We start from the raw sequence: 20838 nt of genomic DNA, 5'->3' as shown, positions 1-20838 counted from the left end.
ATACCCCCGAAAGTTGGTAGCTTCAATGGTGAAACTCCTGCAGTCCAGTCTCAACCGCGTCATTGACGAGGCAGTAGCCGAGTTTTCTCGCGTCACGTCATTTCCGCTCGCCTTCGGCGGTTTCGAGTCGAACGGCACGACGACCGTCACTTCGGTCGCAGGCAACCGCACCCGCAGCCTCTTCGGCCTCAGAGTGCAGCGAGCGAGGGGGCTCGGTGGCCGCGCGATGAGCGAGGCGAGGCCACGTCTCACCCCCGACTACGCGCGTTCGCGCCTGATCACTCACGACTACGACACCGAGATCGGCGCCGAGGACATCGTGACACTGCTCGCGATACCCGTGATCCTCGACGGCCGCGTGCGCGCCGTGCTCTACGGCGGCAACCGGAGCGATTCCCGTTCCAGGCAGGCCTCCGTCCCGGCCGGAATTGCCATCGCGCAGGAGCTGGCCAACGAGCTCAGAGTGCAAGACGAAGTGGAGCGGCGGCTAGCTGCGCGCGAAACAGAGGACGGCCCAGGTGCAGCAGACCGAAGCCAATTGGGAGCGATTCCAAGCGCGATACTCGAGGAGCTCCGCAGCGGGCACGCTGAGCTGCGCGCGCTCACCGCAGCCGTGAACGATCCAGAAATTCGACAGCGACTCACCGAACTCGGCAATCGATTCGCGCGTATCGGGAGCCCCGCCGCGAGCATCGAAAGCTCCGTACACCTGTCCAAGCGCGAGATCGACGTGCTCGTCCTCGTTGCTCGAGGCAGCACCAATGTCGAGATCGGGCAGACCCTCCAGCTGGCGGAGAGCACCGTGAAGAGCTATCTCAAGACGAGCATGGCGAAGCTTGAAGCGTCGACCCGGCATGCCGCCGTCGCCACGGCGCGCAGACTCGGCGTGATTCCCTAGCTGGGAGCTCTCCGTGGGCTAGTCGCAGCTGACGCGCTCAGCGAGCCGATTCACCGCGAGGCGCAGTGACCGGTCCGGATCCACACCGGCCGCGTTCGCACGAATGACGAGCGCGAGCATCGCGTCGCCGATACCCACCTCGGCCATTGCGGTTTCCGCCGGTCCAATCGCGGCCGACAGTGGATCCTCGGCTGAGCGCTCAGCCGCGGACGGATCCACCAGCCTGGCGCGCTTGAGCCGTTCAACGACCTTCGCCGCGCGGGCCAGCGTCGGCATCCCGGCCGGTATCCCTTCGAGTGGCGCGCGCGAGCCGCGATCCTCCCCCGCCGCGTCTTCCTTCAGCCGTTCCCACTCTGCGTTGAGCTCGGCGACCGTCATGTGCCCCCGGTCGCCGAACACATGCGGATGGCGCGCCACGAGCTTCTCATTGAGCGACTGCGCGACCGATGCGAGGTCGTAGCCCTCGCCATCTCGCTCGGCGATGACCGCGTGGAACAGCACCTGGTACAGCACGTCCCCAAGCTCACCGCGCACCTCCTCCGGGGGCAGGTCGCGCTCGATCGCATCAATGAACTCGGCCGTCTCTTCGATGAGGAACGGGGCCAAAGATTCGTGCGTTTGCTCGGCGTGCCAGGCACATCCTCCGTCCGCGACCATGCGGCGTACTGTGTCCAACACCCCCTGCACGGCTTCGCTTGCGGGTGTCGGTTTGGGTCTGTCAGAGCCAGCATCCATACCGAGAGCCTAACGGGTGCGGTGAAAAGGTGCCCGGGTGGCACCGGTGTTGCGACTTCCGCGTAGGGAGAATCACAGCCCCACACGGACCGATGTCGTTAGGCTCGTGTGCATGAAACCCCGCAGCTTTCGTCGAACCCACACCGCGATCACTGCTTCCGTGCTGCTGCTTGCGCTCTCCGGTTGCGCATCGCTCCCGTTCAGCGCCGCGTCGACGCCCGAAGCCGGCGCCGAGGCCCCCGGCCGCGTGGGCCCGGAAGGGTGCGGCGTGAGTGCTGAGCGGGTGTCCGCCCTCGTCGATGACGCACTCGCTGAGCTTGGGCCGGTTCAAGATTCGGTGCTCGCCGGCGAAGTACCTGATCTCACCGCGCTCGTCGCGCCGTTCGAAACGGACCTTGCTTCGCTCACCGAGGGCATCACCGACCCCACGCTGCTCACCGCGTTGGAGCGCGTCCAGGCAGCCATGACGGGCTTCGAGGGCATCACTGCCCCTGCCAACGTGCTCGAGGCTCCCGGCTATGTCGGAGACATCACGGCGCAGCTCAAGGAGCTGCAGGATGCCGGCACAGCGCTGCAACAGCTCTGCACCGGCTCCTAGCTGGTCACGCTTCCCCGTTGTCGCTTACGCCTTCGCTTCCGCGTCGGGTTCAAGCAGCGCCGCGATCACGTTCGACGTCCACGCGACGATGTCGCCATCCTCGGGGGACGACCGCTGTCCGACACCCGCGAGCGGGCTACGGGACGACGCGGTACCCCCCGGCAACGGGATCTGCAGCGTCTTCGTGGACTCTGTGTACTTGCCGCCCGGGTACATGCGATTCATGCGCATACGGCGCGAGTCGAGCAGAGTGACCGGCTCCATGCGCAGCGTCGGCCCAAGCGCGACAACCTTCGACAGGCCGAGCAGCGAGGCGCGGCGGCGCAGCGAGGAAACACCGGCCAGGCGCAGCACCTCCGCGGGCGGCTCACCGTAGCGGTCGGTGAGTTCCTCAAGCACGAGCGAGACGTTCTCCGCAGGGGCCTGCGGGTGCGAGGCGGCCGAGAACTTCTGGTAGGCCTCAAGACGCAGCCGCTCGCTCTCGACATAGTCTTCGGGGATGTGCGCGTCGACCGGCAGCTCAAGGATGAGCTCTGTGTTCGTCTGCACGTCCTCACCCTTGAACGTGCTCACGGCCTCGCCGATCATGCGCAGGTACAGGTCGAACCCCACGCCCGCGATGTGCCCGGACTGCTCGCCGCCGAGCAGGTTGCCCGCCCCTCGCAGTTCGAGATCCTTCAACGCGACCTGCATGCCCGAGCCGAGCTCGTTGTTCGCGGCGAGGGTCTCGAGCCGCTCGTTCGCGAGCTCGGTGAGCGGCTTGTCAGGGTCGTAGAGGAAATACGCGTACGCACGCTCGCGACTGCGCCCCACGCGGCCGCGGAGCTGGTGCAGCTGGCTCAGGCCGTACTTGTCGGCCTGGTCGATGATGATGGTGTTCGCGTTCGCGATGTCGAGGCCGGTCTCGATGATGGTCGTCGAGACGAGCACGTCGAACTTGCGCTCCCAGAAGTCCTGCACGACCTGCTCGAGCTGGTGCTCGGAGAGCTTGCCGTGCGCGACGGCGACGCGCGCCTCGGGCACGAGCTCGGCGATCTTCGCCGCGGTGCGGCCGATCGAGCTCACCCGGTTGTGCACGAAGAAGACCTGCCCCTCGCGCAGCAGCTCGCGGCGGATCGCGGCCGAGATCTGCCGGTCGCTCCGGGGGCCAACGAAGGTGAGGATCGGGTGGCGATCCTCCGGCGGCGTCGCGAGCGTCGACATCTCGCGGATGCCGGTCACCGCCATCTCGAGCGTGCGCGGGATCGGCGTCGCGCTCATCGCGAGGATGTCGACGCCAGTTTTGAGCGCCTTGAGCTTGTCCTTGTGCTCGACGCCGAAGCGCTGCTCCTCGTCGATGATGAGGAGGCCCAGGTCTTTGTAGATCACGCCGTCGGCGAGCAGGCGGTGCGTGCCGATGACGACGTCGACGGTGCCGGCGGCGAGGCCCTCGATCGTCTCCTTCGCTTCTTTGTCGGTCTGGAAGCGGCTGAGCGCGCGCAGCTGCACGGGGAAGCCCGCGAAGCGGTTTTGGAAGGTCTCGAAGTGCTGGTTGGCGAGCAGCGTCGTCGGCACAAGCATCGCAACCTGCTTGCCGTCTTGCACGGCCTTGAACGCGGCGCGAATCGCCACCTCGGTCTTGCCGAAGCCGACGTCGCCGGCCAGCAGCCGATCCATCGGCACGGGGCGCTCCATATCGCGCTTCACCTCGTCGATGGTCGTGAGCTGATCGAGGGTCTCCGCGTACGGAAACGCTTCCTCGAGCTCGCGCTGCCACGGGGTATCGTCGGAGAACGCGTGACCGGGAGACGCCATGCGCGCCGAGTAAAGCTTCACGAGCTCAACCGCAATATCGCGGACGGCCTTGCGGGCCTTCTTCTTCGCGGTCGACCAGTCGCTGCCGCCCATCTTCGACAGTGGCGGTGCCTCGCCGCCAACGTAGCGCGAGAGCTGGTCGAGCTGGTCGGTGGGCACGTACAGCTTGTCGCGCGGCATGCCGCGCTTCGTCGACGCGTATTCGATGACGAGGTACTCGCGTAGCGCCTTCGTCGCGTCGCGGCCGACCCCCGTCGGCACCATGCGCTGTGTGAGCTCGACGAACTGGCCGATACCGTGCGTCTCGTGCACGACGTGGTCGCCCGCGACGAGCTTGAGCGGATCGACGACGTTCTTGCCGCGACGACGGGCCAGCTTCTGCCCGGTCTGGCCCTGCGAGGTGACCGTGCGCCCGAAGAACTCGGCCTCGGTTTCGAGCAGCAGCTTCGCTTCTTCGCTTTCGAAGCCCTGCCAGGCGATTCCCGTCACGACATAGATGACGCCCGCCTCGCGGGTCTCGGGCAGTTCGTCGACGATGCGTGCGGCCGCTCCGGCTTCGGCGAGCAGGTCGCGTGCGCGCTCCACGAGCCCCGCGCCCTGTGCAGTCACGACCGCGCGCCAGCCGTCGCTCACGCGCTGGCTCAGGTGCACGGGCGCCTGCGCGGTCGCGTCGCCATCTCCCACGCCTCGCCGCACCGCGCCGCCCTGGACCGTGACAATTGCGTCATCGACGCCGTCGATCACGGTGAGGCCGCGAGGCTCCTCCCCCTCAGGGGCGGCGGGCTCGTCGCCGGCGTCGCGCACGAACCCGGTCATGCTCCACCACGGGCGATGCTGCGAGGCGCGACGAAGTTCTGCGACGGTGAGCATCCCGCTGTTGCCGGTGGGCACCGGCGCATCTGCGCCGGCGGTCGCGGCGTGCCAGGCAGCCTCGAGGAACTCGCGGTTGGTCTCGGCGAGGCTCACCGCGCGGCCCGCTATGCGCTCGGGCGAGACCACGAGCACCGCGCCGCCCTCGGGCAGCAGGCTGGTGAGCGGCGCGAGCCCGTCGACGAGCTGCGGCAGCAGGCTCTCCATGCCCTCGACCGCGATCCCCTCGCTCATCTTCTCGAGCATCGTCGACAGCGCCGGGAACTGCGGCAGCAGCTCGGCCGCGCGCAGTCGCACGTCGTCGGTGAGCAGGAGCTCGCGTGCCGGCCACAGCTCAAGCGTCTCGACGGGGTCGCCGGCGCTGCGCTGGTCGGACACCGAGAAGCGGCGAATCTGGTCAACCTCGTCACCGAAGAAATCGACGCGCATGGCCTGCTCGGCAGCGGGCGGGAACACGTCGAGGATCCCGCCGCGCACGGCGAACTCACCGCGCCGCGTGACCATATCCACGCGGGTGTACGCGAGTTCCACGAGCCTGCGTGAGAGCGCTTCGAGGCCGTGGCTGCCGTCACCGATCTGCGGCTCGGCCCCCGCGCGCAGCACGACGGGTTCAGCGTGCGCGGCATGCGGCGACACCGGCTGCAGCGCCGCACGCACCGACGCGACGATTACGAGCGGGCCCGCCTCCGACTGTGCAGGGTTCTCGCTGTAGTCGCGCAGCATCCGCAGCGCTTCCGCCCGGCGGCCAACGGTCTCAGCGCTCGGGCTCAGCCGCTCGTGCGGCAGCGTCTCCCACGCGGGGAACTCCGTGGTGCGAGCCTCGGGAATGAGCGATGCGACGGCCTGGCGGATCGCGTCAGCCTCACGGCTCGTCGCCGCGATCAGCAGGTAGGCACCGCGGTCGCCGCCCTCGCGCCGCCGGCGAATGAGGCCGGCAATGAGGGGGGCGCGCAGCCCGTCTGCGACCGAAAACTCGGAGTCAACGGGGGCGGCATCGAGCGCACGCGCGAACGAGGGCGCAGTTTCGAGGAGGCTGTCGAGCCCTTTCAGACTCACCGGGCTCCCCCGTGGAAGCGCTGCTGGGTTGCTGTGAGACCGTCGGTCACGAGCATCTCGCTCGCATCGGCCGCGTCCTCGAGGAGCACCGCGAGCGTCTCACGCTCACCCGAGGCGAACGGCTTCAGCACGAAATCTGCGGGGTCTTGCTGGCCCGGCGGCCGCCCGATCCCGATCCGCACGCGCAGAAACTCGGGGGTGCCGAGCGCCTTCGCGATGTCGCGCAGGCCGTTGTGGCCGCCGTGGCCGCCGCCCTGCTTGAGCTTGAGCGAGTCAAAGGGCAGGTCAAGCTCGTCGTGCAGCACGATGACCCGCTCAGGGTCGACCCCGAAGTACTTCGCGAGCGCCGACACTGGCCCGCCCGAGGTGTTCATGAAGCCGTTTGACTTCGCGAGAATCAGTTTCGGGCCGCCCGGAACAGGCCGCCCCTCGGCGACACGGGAGTTCGTTTTGTGGGGCGAAAACTTCGCACTCATTCGGGTCGCCAGCACGTCAAGCGCCATCTGCCCGACGTTGTGCCTGGTTGCCTCATACTTCGGGCCTGGGTTGCCGAGTCCCACGACCAGCCAGTTATCACTCGCCACGGTCTCTTCGTCCTTCTTCGTTCGCCGCCAAAACACCCCTTAAGCCTAGGGGTGATTGTCGAGTTCACGCACCGAAATAGCTCTCGGCGGAACTCGCCCTCTCGTTACACGCAAAGAAACCCGCCGGGCGGTGGCCGCCCGGCGGGTTTCTTCAACCGTTACTGGTTACTCAGCAGCAGGAGTTTCGCCCTCTGCGGCCTCTTCGTCAGCTGCGCTGCCGCGCGGCACGACGACCTGAACGACCATGTGGGTGTCCTCATCGATGAGTTCTGCACCCTTGGGGAGCACGAGATCGCCAGCGACGAACTGGGTGCCCTCAACGGCGCCCTCAACGCTGACCTCAACCGACTCGGGAATCGCGGTCGCGGGAACGAGCAGGCGGAGCGTGTTGAGCTCCTGGATCGCGGTGGTGCCCGAGAACGACTCGCCGGTCACGTGGATCGGGACCTCGACCTCGACCTTTTCGCCCTTCTTCACGATGAGCATGTCGACGTGCTCGATGATCTGGCGTACCGGATCCTTCTGCACGTCCTTGACGAGCACGAGCTCCTGCTTGCCATCGAGCGTGATCTCGACGAGCGGGTTCGCGTAGCGCACAATCAGGCTCAGCGGGTGAGTCTCGACGGTGACGTGCTTCGGGTCGGTGCCGTGACCGTAGACCACTGCAGGGGTCTGGCCGACAGCACGGAGCTTGCGCGCAGCGCCCTTACCGAAGTTCTCGCGGACGGTTGCATCAAGCTTGTTCTCAACGCTCATAATGATTCTCCTTGCGGGCTCTCGCCCCGTGTCGGGTGGATTTCTCCACCGGCGTGGTGTCTCGCACTCAAAACGTGCGACGCAGCGATGCCCCAAAAGGCAGGTCGTTCCGCGTCGATAACGGGTGCTTGCGCACCCCTCGCCGAAGTACAGCCTCTAATATTACACGATCCGCAGCCCCGGCTACACCGCGAGCATTGCGACGGCGTCGCGCACCGGCGTATCGCCGTCAAGCAGATCGAACGCGACACCCGCGAGGTCGGCCCGTGCCACCACCTCGGCAAGCACCTGCGCGACGTTGTCACGGCTCACCGGGCCGCGTTCGAGCACCCCGACAGCGACGCGCGCCGTGCCCTGCTCATTCGTGAGCGTGCCCGGGCGCACGATCGTCCAGTCGAGGCCGCTCGCTTCGAGTGCAAGATCAGCAGCGTACTTCGCGCGCTGGTACGCGAGAAAGTCGGGGCCGACGCTTTCCGGTGGCGTGTTCGCCACACCGATGTACGAGATCTGCACGAGCCGCGCCCCGAGCTGGGCCGCGGCGGCCATCGTGGTGAGCGCGCCCTGGTGGTCGACGCTCTCCTTGCGTGCGGGGCCGGAGCCGGGGCCAGCGCCCGCCGCGAAGAGCAGGGTGTCAGCCCCGCCAATTGCTGCGGCCAGCTCCTCAGCTTTCGCATGTTCAATGTCGACGAGTACCGCTTCGCCGCCAGCCCGCTCGACGGCGCTCGCGTGGTCAGGATTGCGGATCACACCGAGCACACGGTGGCCCGCCCGCGTGAGTAGCGCCGTCGTGCGCAGCGCGATCTGCCCGTGGCCGCCGATGATCGCGATGGTGCGGGGATCTTGGGGATTCGTCACTGTGTCCTCCGTGCGGTGGGTGGGCTGGATCAGACCACGTCAGTCAACTGGGCGACCTCTGCCCCGTAGGCCCGCGCGAGGTCATCGGCACGCACGCGTGCCCCGATCCCGTGCTGACCCGCGCCGACGAGGATCTCCTCGCCGGCAAGGCTCCTGTCGAGGATGACAGGCCAGGCTGTCGAAGCACCGAGAGGGGTGATCGTGCCGCGCTCGTAGCCCGTGGCCGCAAACGCCGCGTCGGCGTCGGGCAGCGAGAGACGGTTGACGCCGAGGTGCGAGCGGAGCTTCGCCCAGCTGAACTGGGCGTCGAGCGGGGTGAGCACGAACACGAACGAGTCGCCGCGCTGCACCACGACGGTCTTCGCGACCGTCGCCCCGCCGAACTCGCCGGACGTCGGGCGGCCGGAGCCATCGCGCTGCACGAACTCGACCGCCAAACCGCGAGAGGCGGCGTCGGACGCCGCCCGCGGCACTTGTTCGTTCACGTCTGCTGGTGTCATCGCCTGACCTCATCACTTCTTCGGGGGCGTTCCATTCCGCTTCGATGAAACGCCCCGGGCCCCGAAACTATTTCCGCTTCGGGTGCCACAGCGACGTTTAGTCGTTCCACGACCAGATGTCGTCGCCGCGCAGCGTCGCGTCCGCGCCGCCGTCACAGTAGATGACCTGGCCCGCCATGTGCGTGTTCTGCGCGTCGGTGAGCCAGATGAGCACATCGGCGATCGACTGCGCGGGCTGGTGCGAGTTCAATGGCATCGGCACTGCCGAGTCGACCATCGCGCGACCCTCTTCAGTTGCGAGGAGCTCGGCCGTCATCGGGGTGACGACGGTTCCGGGCGCCACCGCATTCAGGGCGATGCCTGCACCGGCCCAGGCCGGGGTGATCGATTCGCGGCGTACCCAGCGCGCAATCGCACGCTTCGACGAGGGATACACGGCATAGCCGGCCTCGGGCCCCTGCGCAACAATCGACTCGGCGATTGCGAGCGTCTTCGCCTCGTCACCTGAGAGCGCCGCTTCCACCATCTCCTTCGAGTTCGGCTGCAGCGAGGCCATCGAAGAGACCACCGCCGCGCGCGGGGCGTCTGATGCGGCGAGCGCGGGCTGCAGCGCCTCGAGCAGTTCCGTGACACCGAAGTAGTTGATCGAGATGGTCTTGGCGATCGGTGCCGAGATGCCGGCGCAGGCGATGACGCCGTCGATCACGCCGCCGGCGAGGTCTGTGGCGCGCTTCGCTGCGTCGAGGCGGCCCGCATTGGTGGACAGGTCTGCCTCAACCTCGGCGCCTGCCAGGTCAATGCCGATGACGCGGTCGCCGCGGTCGCGAAGCGTCTGCGCGGTGGCGGCTCCGATGCCCGAGGCCGAGCCGGTGACAACGTATGTGCGAGTCATAGTGTTTCTCCTTCTGCTGTACTGCGCGCGCTGAGCGCGCAGTGGTACTTCCCCGTGTGGGGCGTCCCCAGGTGGTAACGATCCACCCGCGTTTAGTCGCGAAACTCCCCCGTGAGCCTCCTGGATGCCGCAGTGATCACGTCGATCTCCGCGGTCGTTTGATGTGCCATCGCCCGTTCGACCAGCTGCGTCCCCGCAGCGGCGAGGCGCTCGTAGGCGTCGCGTCCCTGCTCGGTGAAGGCGATCTCGATGGCGCGCTGATCCCCTTCGCCGCGCGCTCGTTCGACGAGGCCTGCGGCTTCGAGCCGCGCGATGAGCTTGCTCGTGGTCGGCCGGCTCTGCGCGAGCTCGTCAGCGAGAGCGGCGGGGCGGATGGATCCGCCGAGCAGCCCCATCGTGTAGAGCGCACGCACGTCACCAGCGGGGATCTCGACGCCGACTGCGCGCGCGACGCTGCCCTGCGTGGAGACCGCGTTCCAGTCTCGGACCAGGCCGATCACCGCGGCAAGCAGCTCGTGCACCGCTTCTTCGCGTGGGCGTTCGTTCATGCTTCAAGGCTACCAGTAGTTGCCTCAGGCAACTACTGTTTTGGCTGCCGGCGAACGTGGTACACGCAGGCGAGGCTGGCTCGTGCCGCGGTGCACGAGCGTCTGGGCAGCTGAACGCCCGAGCGCCCCACGTCTGCGTCGTTAGTCAGCGCCGCTAGTCGGCGACACTCACGAGGCCCGACTCGTAGGCAGCGACGACGATCTGCGTCCGGTCGCGCAGCCCGAGCTTCGAGAGGATCCGCGACACGTGCGTCTTCACCGTCTGCTCCGAGAGAAACAGCGCGGCCGCGAGCTCCGCGTTCGTCTGCCCGGACGCCACGAGCCGCATCACCTCGAGTTCACGTTCGGTGAGCTGCGACAGCGTCGCCCGCTGCTTCGGCTCAGGCCGGGCGGCGTAGTCGGCGATGAGCCGCCGCGTCACCGACGGCGCGAGCAGGGCCTCGCCGCCAGCAACGATCCGCACCGCCTGCACAAGATCCTCCGCGCTTGCGTCCTTGAGCAGAAACCCGCTCGCGCCGGCCCGGAGGGCGGCGAACACGTACTCGTCGGCGTCGAATGTCGTGAGCATGATCACCCGCGGGTTGTCGTCGCCGGGGCGCGCGAGCACGGCACGCGTCGCGTCGAGGCCGTTCATGCGGGGCATGCGAATGTCCATGAGGAGCACGTGCGGGCGCGTGCGGCGCACCAGCTCCACCGCGGCGTCACCGTCGGCCGCGTCACCCACGACGGTAATGTCGGGCTGGGCGCCCAGCAGTGCGCCGAAACCCTGGCGCACCATCTCCTGATCGTCGACGATGGCGACGCGGATGGGCTGGGGTTCGGGCGTGGAGGTGCTCATCCGTCGATCATAGGCGCCAGGGCTCGAAGTGGCTCGCGGGAACAGCCGATGCACCTCAGCTTCACTCCAGCGAGGGACCAGGAGTACCCTGGGGATCACTCCGCTGGGGGATGCTCTGCCCGCCACCCAATCTCTACAGTGAGGCGAAGGCCGACAGATAGGGAACACTTTCACCATGGACAACCACCTCCAGGCGGATCAGCGGGCCTCCGCGGCCCCGCCCAGGCGCGGGCTCTACTCGCTCACGATGATCGGGCGAGACCTCGGCTACATCCTCCCGGGCTTTCCCATCTCGGTGCTGTCGTTCTCACTCCTCCTCACCCTCTTCGTGACGTCTGTCACCACCGCGATCATTTGGGTGGGCGTACTCCTGCTTCCGGTGACACTGCTCTGCGCGTCGTTCTTCGCCGAACTCTCCCGGAACCGACTCCACTGGTGGGGCGGCGGAGTGACCGCCCCGCAGTATCTCGAACGTGGCGCGGGAATGGCCGGACTCCTTCGGCTCTTGCGTGACCCCCGCCGCTGGCTCGACCTCGTCTTCGAGACCTTCGTCAGCTTCCCGCTGCGTCTCTTCACGTTCGTGGTCACCATCACGTGGGTGTCAGCGGCACTCGGCGGCATCACCTGGGCCTTTTGGGGATTCTTCCTCCCTCGCGAGGGCAACACGTTCCCGGCAAACTTTCTCATCGCCATCTCGGAGGGCGCCATCTCCCCCGAGGTCGCGAATTCCTTCGCAGCTGAGGCGACCGTGTACACGGTCTTCGGCATCGCCGCCTGCGCGCTGACGCCACCGATCGTGCGCGGCCTCGCACTGCTCGACGCAACCGTCACCCGCGCCGCGCTCTGCTCGGCGTCTGCTTCTCCGACGGAGCGAGAGTGGCAGCGCCCATTGGCTCGCCGAATCAGCTCGGCAGAGGGATGGGCGTGGATTACCGCGGGCTACTCAGCCGCGATCCTGGTCGCCGTCGGCTGGCCGGTGCTCTCGAGTATCTACTCGGTGCACGTCGCTATCGCGATGGTGCTCGTCATCGGGCAGGCAGCGGCGCTCCTCCTCGCGATTCGACTCCCAGCGATTGCAATTGCTGTGGCCGCGGTCATTCCGGCAGTCACCGCGCTCGTCGCCGCAATCCATCCCGCGGTTCCGTGGCCGTGGCCGGTCAGCATGCTCATTGTGCAGTCCGGGATCGCGCTCATCGTCGCGCTTCGCCACCGTTGGCCGTGGGCGATCACCGCATGGCTGCTCCCCCAGCTCGCCGTGATTGCAACGGTGCCAGCCGGATCCGGGTTCACATCTGGCGCCGTCACCAACATTGTCGTCAGCGCCTCAATCTCGCTCGGCATTGTACTTCTCGGGATTGTCATCCGGGCGTTCGCTGCCGACCGCGGGGCGCTCGTCGAGGAACGTCGCGCGAACGCCGAGCTTGACGCCAAGCAGCGCGAGCTCGCCGCGCGAAACCTCGTTGCACGCGAACTGCACGACGTCGTCGCCCACAGCATGTCCGTCGTCAGCATTCAGGCCAACACCGCGAAATACCGTATCCCCGGACTCGACGAGGCCGCGGAGGCCGAATTCGCGGCCATTGCGCAATCCTCACGTCAGGCACTCACCGAGATGCGAAGCCTGCTCGCCACGCTGCGTGCGCCCGAGGGAACCGCGCCGCTCGTACCGCAGCCAACACTTGCCGACCTGCCCGCACTCATTGAGACAAGCCGGCAGTCCGGAGCAACCATCGCGTATCGGGCAGACGGCTGCGCTGACGGGGACGCAACCGCGCGGGTTCCCGCCGCCACCGCGCTCACCACCTACCGCATCGCGCAGGAAGCGCTCAGCAACGCGATGCGGCATTCCCCCGGCGCTGATATCGACGTCACCATTGCGGTGACCGACGCCGAGATCACGGTCGCCGTCACGAACGGGCCGCCGAGCCTCCCCATGGGTGGGGCAGCTGGTTCGGGGAGCGGGCTCTCTGGGCTCAGCGAACGCGTTGCGGTGCTGGGCGGCACCATTGCCGCCGGCCCCACCGCAGACGGCGGGTTCTCAGTTCGCGCAACGCTGCCACTGTAACTGGACTGAATCCGCGCTCGGCGCGTGCCCTGATTTCAAGATCACCCAGGCCCCCACCCCCGAACAGCGCAACAGCAGATTAGTATTTACTCAACGAGCAACGGGAATATATCTCCGCGGCCACGATGATTCGGACCAGCTATCCTTCACCGCTGAGCGCCCAGCGTGTTCCCCGGCTCGAGCCAGCGTCGCCGAGTAAGGCGACTTCCGAGGGAGGACATGGAATGACAGTGAACGGACACACCGACCCACGCTTCACACGACTCACCGAGCTACTCACAGCAAACATCGCGTCGGGTGACGAACTCGGAGCCGCCATTGCGGTCGACATCGACGGCGACAGCGTCGTTGACCTGTGGGGTGGCTACGCAGACGCCGCCCGGACGCGGCCGTGGCAGGCCGGCACCATCGTCAACGTCTGGTCAATCACGAAGGAGATCACGGCACTCGCGATACTCATGCTCGTCGACCGCGGCCTCATCGACGTCGACGAACCCGTCGCGACATACTGGCCCGAGTTCGCACAGCACGGGAAGGAAGCCGTGCTGGTACGGCACCTCATGTCTCACACCTCCGGGGTCTCGGGATGGGAGCAGCCGATGACCATCGCTGAGATGTACGACTGGGAGGCGTCGACCGCGAAGCTCGCTCAGCAGGCGCCCTGGTGGGAGCCCGGAACCGCGTCGGGCTATCACGCCCAGAACCAGGGGCATCTGCTCGGAGAAGTGCTGCGGCGCGTCACAGGGAAGACACTCAAGCAGTTCGTCGCCGAGGAGATCGCTCTTCCGCTCGGCACGGACCTGCAGATTGGCGCAGGAACGGCAGACGACCACCGTGTCGCGGAGATCGTCCCGCCCCCACCGATCGACATGAGTGCGGCACAGACGATGCCAGATTCACCGCGGGTGAAAACGTTTACGGGGCCCGTCATCGAAGCTGCAGCCGCGAACACCATCGCTTGGCGACGTGCTGACATGGGCGCAATGAACGGCCACACAAACGCCCGCGCACTCGCCCGGACGTTCTCGGTGATCTCACGCGGCGGGGAGATCGACGGAGTCCGGCTACTCTCGCCACCAACGATCGACCTGATCTTCGAGGAGCAGTCCCACAACGTAGACCTCGTCCTTGGTGTGCCGCTGCGGTTCGGCATCGGGTTCGGGCTCCCCGAGCCAACAACGCTGCCGTACATTCCAGACGAACGCGTCTGTTTCTGGGGAGGCTGGGGAGGCTCCCTCGCGCTCATGTTCCCCGAACGCCGCGTGACAGTCTCGTACGTGATGAACAAGATGTCGCCGGGAATCATCGGGTCGGAGCGGTCAGCCGCCTACCTCACCGAGATCCTCGCAGCCGTCAAGTAGGGGCACCTGCGCCCTGCACCAGCCCCTGCACCCTGCACCCTGCACCAGCACCTGCACCTCCACCTGCAGCACACATAGATCTGGGATCCACCGAAGATATGTCGTACACCGCGATTGCGGGCATATCTTTGGTGGATCCCAGATCGAACTGCAGACGCAGCAGGGAGGCGTGCTTAGGCGGCACCCTCGAACAGTGACGTCACGGAGCCGTCTTCGAAGACCTCGTGGATCGCCTTCGCCAGCAGCGGTGCGATCGGCAGCACGGTGAGCTTCTCGAACCGTTTCTCCTCGGGCACCGGGAGCGTGTCGGTGACGACAACCTGATCGATGAAGTCCTGCGACAGGTGCTTGATCGCGTCGCCGGAGAAGATCGCGTGCGTGCACGCGATGGTGACGCCACGAGCGCCATTTGCCTTCAGCGCCGCAGCTGCCTTTGCGATGGTGCCACCGGTGTCAATCATGTCGTCAACGACGACGCACCAGCGGTCCTTCACGTCACCGACGATCTCGTGCACACTCACCTGGTTCGGCACGAGCGGATCGCGGCGCTTGTGAATGATCGCGAGCGGCGCGCCGAGCTTGTCGCTCCAGACGTCGGCAACGCGCACGCGGCCCATGTCGGGCGACACGACAACGAGGTCGTCACGGTTGATGGTCTTCTGGAAGTGCTCGAGCAGCACCGGCATCGCGAACAGGTGGTCGACGGGGCCGTCGAAGAAGCCCTGGATCTGCGACGCGTGGAGGTCGACCGACATGATGCGATCCGCGCCGGCGGTCTTGAACAGGTCGGCGACGAGGCGTGCCGAGATGGGCTCGCGACCGCGACCCTTCTTGTCCTGACGCGAGTACGGGTAGAACGGCGCGACAACCGTGATCCGCTTCGCCGAGGCGCGCTTGAGCGCATCGACCATAATGAGCTGCTCCATGAGCCACTCGTTGATCGGGTTCGTGTGTGACTGGATCACGAACGCATCGGATCCGCGCACGCTTTCGTCGAACCGGGCGTAGAGCTCACCGTTCGCGAAGGTGCGGGCATCGGTGGGAACGAGTTCGGCGCCAAGCTCAGCGGCGACCTGTTCGGCGAGCTCTGGGTAGGCCCGTCCGGTAATGAGAACGAGCTTTTTCTGCCCGGTCATCTCGATTTTGCTCATCAGTGCTTTCCCACTTGCCCTTCGGTAATTACGTTGTGTGAGGTGTGTCGTTGAGTGAGTCTGTTGCGGGCTGTGCAGCCCGCTCCGCGGCTGCTGCGGAGGTCGTACCCTGGCGGTTCTCGGTGACCCAGCCCTCCAGGTTGCGCTGGGGAGCCACGGTCATCGCGAGCGCGCCAGCGGGCACGTTCTTACGTACGATCGTCCCCGCCGCGGTGTACGTTCCATCTTCAATGGTAACCGGAGCGATGAGGACATTCTTAGAGCCGATACGTACAGCGTCTCCCACCACCGTTTGGTGTTTGTTTACGCCGTCGTAATTCGCGACGATCGTCCCGGCCCCGATGTTCGACCCTTCGCCGACGGTGACATCGCCGACGTAGCTGAGGTGCGGCACCTTTGAGCCGTCGCCAATGCGCGCGTTCTTCGCCTCCACAAAGGCACCGATCTTGCCGCCCTCGCCGAGCTCGGTGCCCGGACGGATGTAGGCAAATGGGCCAATCTCTGCGCCCGCCTGGAACACGGCAAGCGTCGCCTCAGACCGTCGTACTCGGACGCCCTCACCCACCTCGCAGTCGGTGAGCGTCGTATCCGGGCCGATCACGGACCCGGTGCTGACCGAGGTCGCTCCGTGCAGGAAGGTGCCTGGCAGGATCTCGACGTCGGACGCAAGAGATACGTCCGCGTCGATCCACGTCGTCGCGGGATCTACGATCGTGACGCCGTTGCGCTGGTGCCCGCGAATGATTCGCGCATTGAGTTCGCGGCCCGCATCTGCAAGCTGGGCGCGATCGTTCACGCCGGCGACGACCCACGGGTCAGTCGTTGCGACCGCTTCCACTCCGCCGCCGCTCGCAAGGATTCGCGAAGCCGCGTCGGTGAGGTACTTCTCGCCCTGCGCGTTGTTGGTGTCGATGTCAGCGAGCGCGCGCGCCAGTGCACGGAACGCGAACACGTAGATGCCACCGTTGATCTCGGTGATGAGACGCTGCTCGTCGCTTGCGTCCTTTTCCTCGACGATTCCTGTCATGCCGCCGGAGGCATCGCGGAGGATCCGGCCGAGCCCCGTGGGGTTATCGAGCAGCGCCGAGAGCAGCGTCATGTCGCGCTGTTCTGCGAAGTGACTGTCGAGCAGCCCATCGATCGAGGGGCCGTCAACGAGCGGTGCGTCGCCAGAGAGCACCACGACCGAGCCGTCAAAGTCCGTCGGCAGGGCGGCGAGCGCAAGCTCCACCGCACGGCCGGTGCCGGGTACCTCGTCCTGATCAACGATCACCGTGTCGGGCGCATGATTGAGGATCGCAGCCGAGACGCGATCACGGTCGTGTCGCACGACCGCCACGATCCGCTCTGGGGTGAGCGCGGCTGCGGTGTCGAGCACGTGCTCGATGAGAGAACGGCCACCGATGCGGTGCAGCACCTTCGGAAGCGTCGACTTCATTCTGGTGCCCTGGCCAGCGGCCAGGATGACAACAGCGAGTGAGCGTTCTGCCATGTCGGGAGTCCCTTTCCTATTCGCGAGCGGGTGAGCGCTTCGCGGAGCTGCGCCGTGGTTGGCGCGACGTGAAGAGGGCGTTAACGCTCCCCCAGTCGCTCCGCCCCTAGGATTCGAACCTAGACTTAACAGCTCCAAAGGCTGTCGTGCTGCCATTACACCAAGGCGGACCGCACCGAAACCGGCACGGATATAGTCTGCCAGACGTCAGCGCCTCTTTCGTACTTCTTCGCCCGAACGGGGCCAACTCCGGCGGGTTCACGGCAAAAAAGCCTGTGTCACCCGCAATAATGAGTGAATGGACGACCGCATGCAAGACACGACCGATGAGGTCGACGGGATCATCGCGTCGTGGAGCGCAGCCCGCCCTGACCTTGATTTCGCGCCCCCCACCGTGTTCTCACGCCTCTCACGGATCGCGAAACACCTCGACCGCGCCAGGTCGCACGCGTTCGAACGCTCGGGGCTGGCCTCGTGGGAATTCGACGTACTTGCGGTGCTGCGCCGCAGCGGTTCGCCGTACCGGCAGAGCCCGAAAGTACTCGTCCAGCAGACCATGGTGTCCAGCGGCACAATGACCAATCGCATCGACAGGCTCGTCGAGCGTGAGCTCGTCAGGCGGCTGACAGACCCCAACGACGGCCGCGGGGTGCTCGTCGAGATGACCCCGCTCGGGCAGACCCTCGTCGATGCAGCGATGACCCGGCTCACCGACGCCGAGGAGCGCCTGCTCGGCGCGATGAGCCGGCCGGAGCGTGAGCGGCTCGCCGTGCTGCTCCGCAAGCTTGCCCGGAGTGTGGATCGTTTCGAGCCGGTCTCCGAAGTGATCGACGGGATCGACAGCCAAGAGCCCTAGGCCGCTCCTGGGGCAACGCCTGGCGGGACGCGCAGCGTTCCTGCCCCTGCCCCTGCTTCGAAGGCCGCCGCATACCCGAGCAGGTCGGGGTCGCTGTAGCCAGCGCCAGCGAAGGTCAGTCCGACTGGCATGCCAATATCGTCCATGACTCCCATGGCAACCGTGACCGATGGGATGCCGAGGTGCCTGAGCGCGTAGTTGCCGTTCGAAAAGAACACGCCGTTTGACCAGGCGTGGTCGGCTGCGGCCTCGTTGCGTTCCGCGTTCTCGGCGCCGACATCCGCGTTCGCGGGGAAGACGACACCGTCGAACCCCTCGGCGGCAAGCCACGATTCGAACAGTTCTTCGCGGAGCCGCACGAGCGCGCGCAGACCTGCCGCAAAGTCCTCCCGCTCCCGCGGATCAGGAATGCCGGCACGCGCAAACGCGACCACTGACCGGTACCGGTTCTCGTAGTCCTCGACCTCCTCGTAGCGGTCGGGGAGGGTACCCGGCGGTTGCGGAAAGATGGTGTCAGGGTCGACTGAAGCGAGGTCAGGAATCGCGGGGTCACCATTCGCGCGGAGAAAGTCATCCCAGCCGAAGGCCAGGAAATGATTGAACTCGGTGTCCATCCATCCCTCGGGGAGCACGCCGAGCGCCCCCACGTTTTCCTGGCCTGGCCGGTCACCCTCGTAGCGTTCAATGAGCGGGAAGTCAGTGGGCACGACCTCAGCTCCGAGAGCTTCGAGCCTGGCGCGGGATGTCTCCCACAGCGCGAGCACTGACGGCCGCACCGCGATCGGGAAGTTCGGGTCGAGTCCAAGGTACATTTTCGGCACGGCGAACCGTTTTCCGACGAGGCTGACCGACTCGGCGTGCTCAAGATACGAGTCGGGGCGGTGCTCGCTCGGCCGGGGCAGGGTAACCACCTGCTGGGCACGCCAGAAGTCACCGCGAGTGATCGCATCATCGGCGACGAGCACGTCGAGCAGCCGCAACATGTCTGGCATCGAGCGAGTGTGCGGCACGACGACGTCACGCGCCGGGAACAGCGGCCAGTTCCCACGAATCGATAGGATCCCCCACGACGGCGTGTACGCGCAGAGGCCGTTGTTCGAGGCCGGGCTTCTGCCGCTCGACACGGTTTCCTCCCCCATGCCGAACGCGGCAAGATTTGCCGCGGTCGCAACGGCGGAGCCGTTCGAGGATCCGGACGCGTATGCGGCCGCGAGATAGTCGCGGTTGTACGGCGATTCGGCGCGCCCGTAGACGCCGCGCTGCATGCCGCCGTCGGCCATGGGCGGCATGTTGGTCTTGCCGAGCAGCACTGCGCCGGCCTCGCGCAGCCTCGCGACGGAGAACGCGTCCCACTGCGCGATGAGCGTGCTGAACGCCGGCGATCCTGAGGCTACGGTGAGTCCACGCACCATGTACGAGTCCTTCACGGTGAAGGGGATCCCCTCAAGCGCGCGCGGCGTGCCAGCGGCCCAGCGCGCGTCCGATTCTGCCGCCTCGGCGAGCGCGTCGGGGTTGCGCACCACGATCGCGTTCAGCCCCGATTCACCCGTATCGAGCGCTTCGATTCTCGCGAGGTATTCCTCGGCGAGCTGGGTCGGGGAGGTCTCCCCCGAGTGGAACGCTGCGAGCACGTCATCGATGCTCGCTTCCCAAAGAGTAAAAGGCTCACGCATGCCCCCATGTTAGTGGGAGCAGGCGTGAGCCCTGGGCGAGGTGGGTCCGCTCAGCGGACCCACCTCGTGTCACTTACGGCCGATGACCGCGCGGGCGACGATCTCGCGCATGACCTCGTTGGTGCCGCCGTAAATGCGGTGTACGCGTGCGTCAAGGAAGGCGCGCGTAATCGGGTACTCGGTGATGTAGCCGTAGCCACCGTGAAGCTGGACACCCTGATCGAGGATCTCCCACTCGCGCTCGGTGCACCAGAACTTCACCTTGGCTGCCTCGTCTGCGCTCAGCTCGCCCTTCTGGAAGAGCCGCATCGCGCGATCGACGAACGCCCACATGACGTCGACGGTGGTCGCCATCTCCGCGAGCCTGAAGCGAGTGTTTTGGAAGTCAGCGACCGGCTGCCCGAATGCCTCGCGGCTCTTCGTGTACTCGAGCGTCCACCCGAGTGCTGCCTCCGAGATCGCGGCCGCGACGACGCCGATCGAGAGGCGCTCGAGCGGCAGGTTCTCCATGAGCTGCACGAAGCCGTGCCCCTCGACCCCACCGATGAGGTTCTCATCGGGAACGAACACGTCGACGAAGCTGAGCTCGGCGGTGTCGTGGCCGTGCGCGCCCATCTTGTTGAGCTTGCGTCCGTGGTCGAAGCCTTCCATGCCCGACTCGATGATGATCAGGCTGAAGGCGTCGGGGCGGTTGCCCTCGCCGGTCTTCACGAACGTGACGACCATGTCGGCCGTCTTGCCGCTCGAGATGAAGGTCTTTGCGCCGTTGACGATGTAGCCGCCCTCGGTCTTCTTCGCCGTCGTGGTGACGCCGCGCAGGTCACTGCCGGTGCCTGGCTCGGTCATTGCGAGCGCGCCGAGCACCTCGCAGGTAGCCATCTTCGGCAACCACTTCTTCTTCTGCTCGTCGGTGCCGAAGCGTGCGAGGTACGGGACGGCAAGGTCGTCCTGGATGCCAGCAGCGCCCGCGAGCGATGCGCCGGTGCCCGACTTGATGAGCTCCTCGTTGACGATGGAGCGGAAGCGGTAGTCCTCGAGCATGCCGGCGCCGCCGAACTCCTCGGGAACGGAGAGACCGACGAGGCCCTGTTCAGCTGCGGCAAGCATCGTGGCGCGATCAACCTCGCCGTCTGCTTCCCACTGCTCCATCTTTTCCTGGGTGACGTAGCGCTTGATGAATTCCTTCACCAGCTCGCGAAAATCGTCGTGGATCTCTTCGTAAATATCGCGTTCCATGTGCGTATTCCCTTCGCATCGTCGCGGTGAGCGGTTGTGACCCTTCCGACTCGCTCCTCGCTAGGGGCGAGCACAAGACG

Annotated in this window: 18 protein-coding genes and 1 tRNA gene; 5 read left to right on the top strand and 14 right to left on the bottom strand. The window is 66.5% G+C overall.

The annotated features are described in order from the left end of the window. Window positions 1-25: 25 nt before the first annotated feature. Complete coding sequence (locus AUL38_RS06075; protein WP_059060097.1) at window positions 26-898, top strand: LuxR C-terminal-related transcriptional regulator; 873 nt, start codon at window positions 26-28, stop codon at window positions 896-898. A gap of 18 nt (window positions 899-916) precedes the next feature. Here AUL38_RS06075 and AUL38_RS06070 read toward each other — a convergent pair whose 3' ends face one another. Next, the gene (locus AUL38_RS06070; protein WP_235590625.1) at window positions 917-1555 is read right to left on the bottom strand and encodes a MazG nucleotide pyrophosphohydrolase domain-containing protein; all 639 of its coding nucleotides are present in this window, start codon (window positions 1553-1555) and stop codon (window positions 917-919) included. A gap of 190 nt (window positions 1556-1745) precedes the next feature. On the opposite strand from AUL38_RS06070, the gene AUL38_RS06065 reads away from it, so the two are divergent. Then, on the top strand, window positions 1746-2231 hold the full coding sequence (locus AUL38_RS06065) for a hypothetical protein (RefSeq protein WP_153006489.1): 486 nt from the start codon (window positions 1746-1748) through the stop codon (window positions 2229-2231). Window positions 2232-2255: 24 nt separating this feature from the next. On the opposite strand, the gene mfd is transcribed toward AUL38_RS06065, so the two are convergent. From mfd to AUL38_RS06025, 8 genes are all read right to left on the bottom strand, one after another. Beyond that, entirely contained in the window at window positions 2256-5951 is a 3696-nt protein-coding gene (gene mfd / locus AUL38_RS06060; RefSeq protein ID WP_059060094.1) for a transcription-repair coupling factor, read from the bottom strand. Continuing rightward, window positions 5948-6535, bottom strand: a complete 588-nt coding sequence (gene pth / locus AUL38_RS06055) for an aminoacyl-tRNA hydrolase (protein ID WP_059060093.1) — start codon at window positions 6533-6535, stop codon at window positions 5948-5950. The genes mfd and pth overlap by 4 nt, the downstream gene beginning before the upstream one ends. Window positions 6536-6700: 165 nt before the next feature. Beyond that, window positions 6701-7291: a 50S ribosomal protein L25/general stress protein Ctc gene (locus tag AUL38_RS06050; protein ID WP_059060092.1), complete on the bottom strand. Its 591-nt coding sequence runs from the start codon at window positions 7289-7291 to the stop codon at window positions 6701-6703. Window positions 7292-7474: 183 nt separating this feature from the next. Continuing rightward, complete coding sequence (locus AUL38_RS06045) at window positions 7475-8146, bottom strand: SDR family oxidoreductase (protein ID WP_201023695.1); 672 nt, start codon at window positions 8144-8146, stop codon at window positions 7475-7477. 29 nt (window positions 8147-8175) lie between these two features. Then, window positions 8176-8646, bottom strand: coding sequence for an aminoacyl-tRNA deacylase (locus AUL38_RS06040; protein ID WP_059060091.1), 471 nt, complete (start codon window positions 8644-8646; stop codon window positions 8176-8178). Window positions 8647-8743: 97 nt separating this feature from the next. Next, window positions 8744-9538 (bottom strand): SDR family NAD(P)-dependent oxidoreductase, encoded by a 795-nt coding sequence (locus AUL38_RS06035; RefSeq protein WP_059060089.1) that lies wholly within the window; start codon window positions 9536-9538, stop codon window positions 8744-8746. A gap of 92 nt (window positions 9539-9630) precedes the next feature. Next, the gene (locus AUL38_RS06030) at window positions 9631-10086 is read right to left on the bottom strand and encodes a MarR family winged helix-turn-helix transcriptional regulator (RefSeq protein WP_059060087.1); all 456 of its coding nucleotides are present in this window, start codon (window positions 10084-10086) and stop codon (window positions 9631-9633) included. A gap of 154 nt (window positions 10087-10240) precedes the next feature. Further along, on the bottom strand, window positions 10241-10924 hold the full coding sequence (locus tag AUL38_RS06025) for a response regulator transcription factor (RefSeq protein WP_059060086.1): 684 nt from the start codon (window positions 10922-10924) through the stop codon (window positions 10241-10243). A gap of 175 nt (window positions 10925-11099) precedes the next feature. On the opposite strand from AUL38_RS06025, the gene AUL38_RS06020 reads away from it, so the two are divergent. Together AUL38_RS06020 and AUL38_RS06015 are read left to right on the top strand one after the other, a co-directional pair. After that, entirely contained in the window at window positions 11100-12989 is a 1890-nt protein-coding gene (locus tag AUL38_RS06020) for a sensor histidine kinase (RefSeq protein WP_059060084.1), read from the top strand. Window positions 12990-13213: 224 nt separating this feature from the next. After that, window positions 13214-14350: a serine hydrolase gene (locus tag AUL38_RS06015; RefSeq protein ID WP_059060082.1), complete on the top strand. Its 1137-nt coding sequence runs from the start codon at window positions 13214-13216 to the stop codon at window positions 14348-14350. A gap of 173 nt (window positions 14351-14523) precedes the next feature. Here the strand turns inward: AUL38_RS06015 and AUL38_RS06010 are convergent, their stop codons facing one another. The 3 genes from AUL38_RS06010 to AUL38_RS06000 form a co-directional block, all read right to left on the bottom strand. Then, window positions 14524-15501, bottom strand: coding sequence for a ribose-phosphate diphosphokinase (locus AUL38_RS06010; protein WP_059060080.1), 978 nt, complete (start codon window positions 15499-15501; stop codon window positions 14524-14526). 28 nt (window positions 15502-15529) lie between these two features. Continuing rightward, window positions 15530-16993: a bifunctional UDP-N-acetylglucosamine diphosphorylase/glucosamine-1-phosphate N-acetyltransferase GlmU gene (gene glmU / locus AUL38_RS06005; RefSeq protein ID WP_059060078.1), complete on the bottom strand. Its 1464-nt coding sequence runs from the start codon at window positions 16991-16993 to the stop codon at window positions 15530-15532. A gap of 98 nt (window positions 16994-17091) precedes the next feature. Then, window positions 17092-17163 (bottom strand) — tRNA-Gln (locus tag AUL38_RS06000). A gap of 140 nt (window positions 17164-17303) precedes the next feature. Here AUL38_RS06000 and AUL38_RS05995 point away from each other — a divergent pair. After that, window positions 17304-17849, top strand: a complete 546-nt coding sequence (locus AUL38_RS05995; protein ID WP_059060155.1) for a MarR family winged helix-turn-helix transcriptional regulator — start codon at window positions 17304-17306, stop codon at window positions 17847-17849. Here AUL38_RS05995 and AUL38_RS05990 read toward each other — a convergent pair. Then, window positions 17846-19522: an amidase gene (locus tag AUL38_RS05990; RefSeq protein WP_059060076.1), complete on the bottom strand. Its 1677-nt coding sequence runs from the start codon at window positions 19520-19522 to the stop codon at window positions 17846-17848. The genes AUL38_RS05995 and AUL38_RS05990 overlap by 4 nt on opposite strands. A 69-nt stretch (window positions 19523-19591) precedes the next feature. Beyond that, entirely contained in the window at window positions 19592-20758 is a 1167-nt protein-coding gene (locus tag AUL38_RS05985) for an acyl-CoA dehydrogenase family protein (protein ID WP_059060073.1), read from the bottom strand. Window positions 20759-20838 lie beyond the last annotated feature (80 nt).

This window comes from Leucobacter sp. G161 (assembly GCF_001482305.1).
GTDB lineage: Bacteria > Actinomycetota > Actinomycetes > Actinomycetales > Microbacteriaceae > Leucobacter.
Note: the sequence above shows the minus strand (reverse complement) of the source record. Positions and strands in the feature narration are given on the sequence as shown.

Coding starts and splice junctions, on each gene's coding strand:
- AUL38_RS06075 (WP_059060097.1), top strand. CDS start 26: ATGGTGAAACTCCTGCAGTCCAGTCTCAACCGCGTCATTGACGAGGCA.
- AUL38_RS06070 (WP_235590625.1), bottom strand. CDS start 1,555: ATGGTCGCGGACGGAGGATGTGCCTGGCACGCCGAGCAAACGCACGAA.
- AUL38_RS06065 (WP_153006489.1), top strand. CDS start 1,746: ATGAAACCCCGCAGCTTTCGTCGAACCCACACCGCGATCACTGCTTCC.
- AUL38_RS06050 (WP_059060092.1), bottom strand. CDS start 7,291: ATGAGCGTTGAGAACAAGCTTGATGCAACCGTCCGCGAGAACTTCGGT.
- AUL38_RS06040 (WP_059060091.1), bottom strand. CDS start 8,646: ATGACACCAGCAGACGTGAACGAACAAGTGCCGCGGGCGGCGTCCGAC.
- AUL38_RS06035 (WP_059060089.1), bottom strand. CDS start 9,538: ATGACTCGCACATACGTTGTCACCGGCTCGGCCTCGGGCATCGGAGCC.
- AUL38_RS06030 (WP_059060087.1), bottom strand. CDS start 10,086: ATGAACGAACGCCCACGCGAAGAAGCGGTGCACGAGCTGCTTGCCGCG.
- AUL38_RS06025 (WP_059060086.1), bottom strand. CDS start 10,924: ATGAGCACCTCCACGCCCGAACCCCAGCCCATCCGCGTCGCCATCGTC.
- AUL38_RS06020 (WP_059060084.1), top strand. CDS start 11,100: ATGGACAACCACCTCCAGGCGGATCAGCGGGCCTCCGCGGCCCCGCCC.
- AUL38_RS06015 (WP_059060082.1), top strand. CDS start 13,214: ATGACAGTGAACGGACACACCGACCCACGCTTCACACGACTCACCGAG.
- AUL38_RS06010 (WP_059060080.1), bottom strand. CDS start 15,501: ATGAGCAAAATCGAGATGACCGGGCAGAAAAAGCTCGTTCTCATTACC.
- glmU (WP_059060078.1), bottom strand. CDS start 16,993: ATGGCAGAACGCTCACTCGCTGTTGTCATCCTGGCCGCTGGCCAGGGC.
- AUL38_RS05995 (WP_059060155.1), top strand. CDS start 17,304: ATGCAAGACACGACCGATGAGGTCGACGGGATCATCGCGTCGTGGAGC.
- AUL38_RS05990 (WP_059060076.1), bottom strand. CDS start 19,522: ATGCGTGAGCCTTTTACTCTTTGGGAAGCGAGCATCGATGACGTGCTC.
- AUL38_RS05985 (WP_059060073.1), bottom strand. CDS start 20,758: ATGGAACGCGATATTTACGAAGAGATCCACGACGATTTTCGCGAGCTG.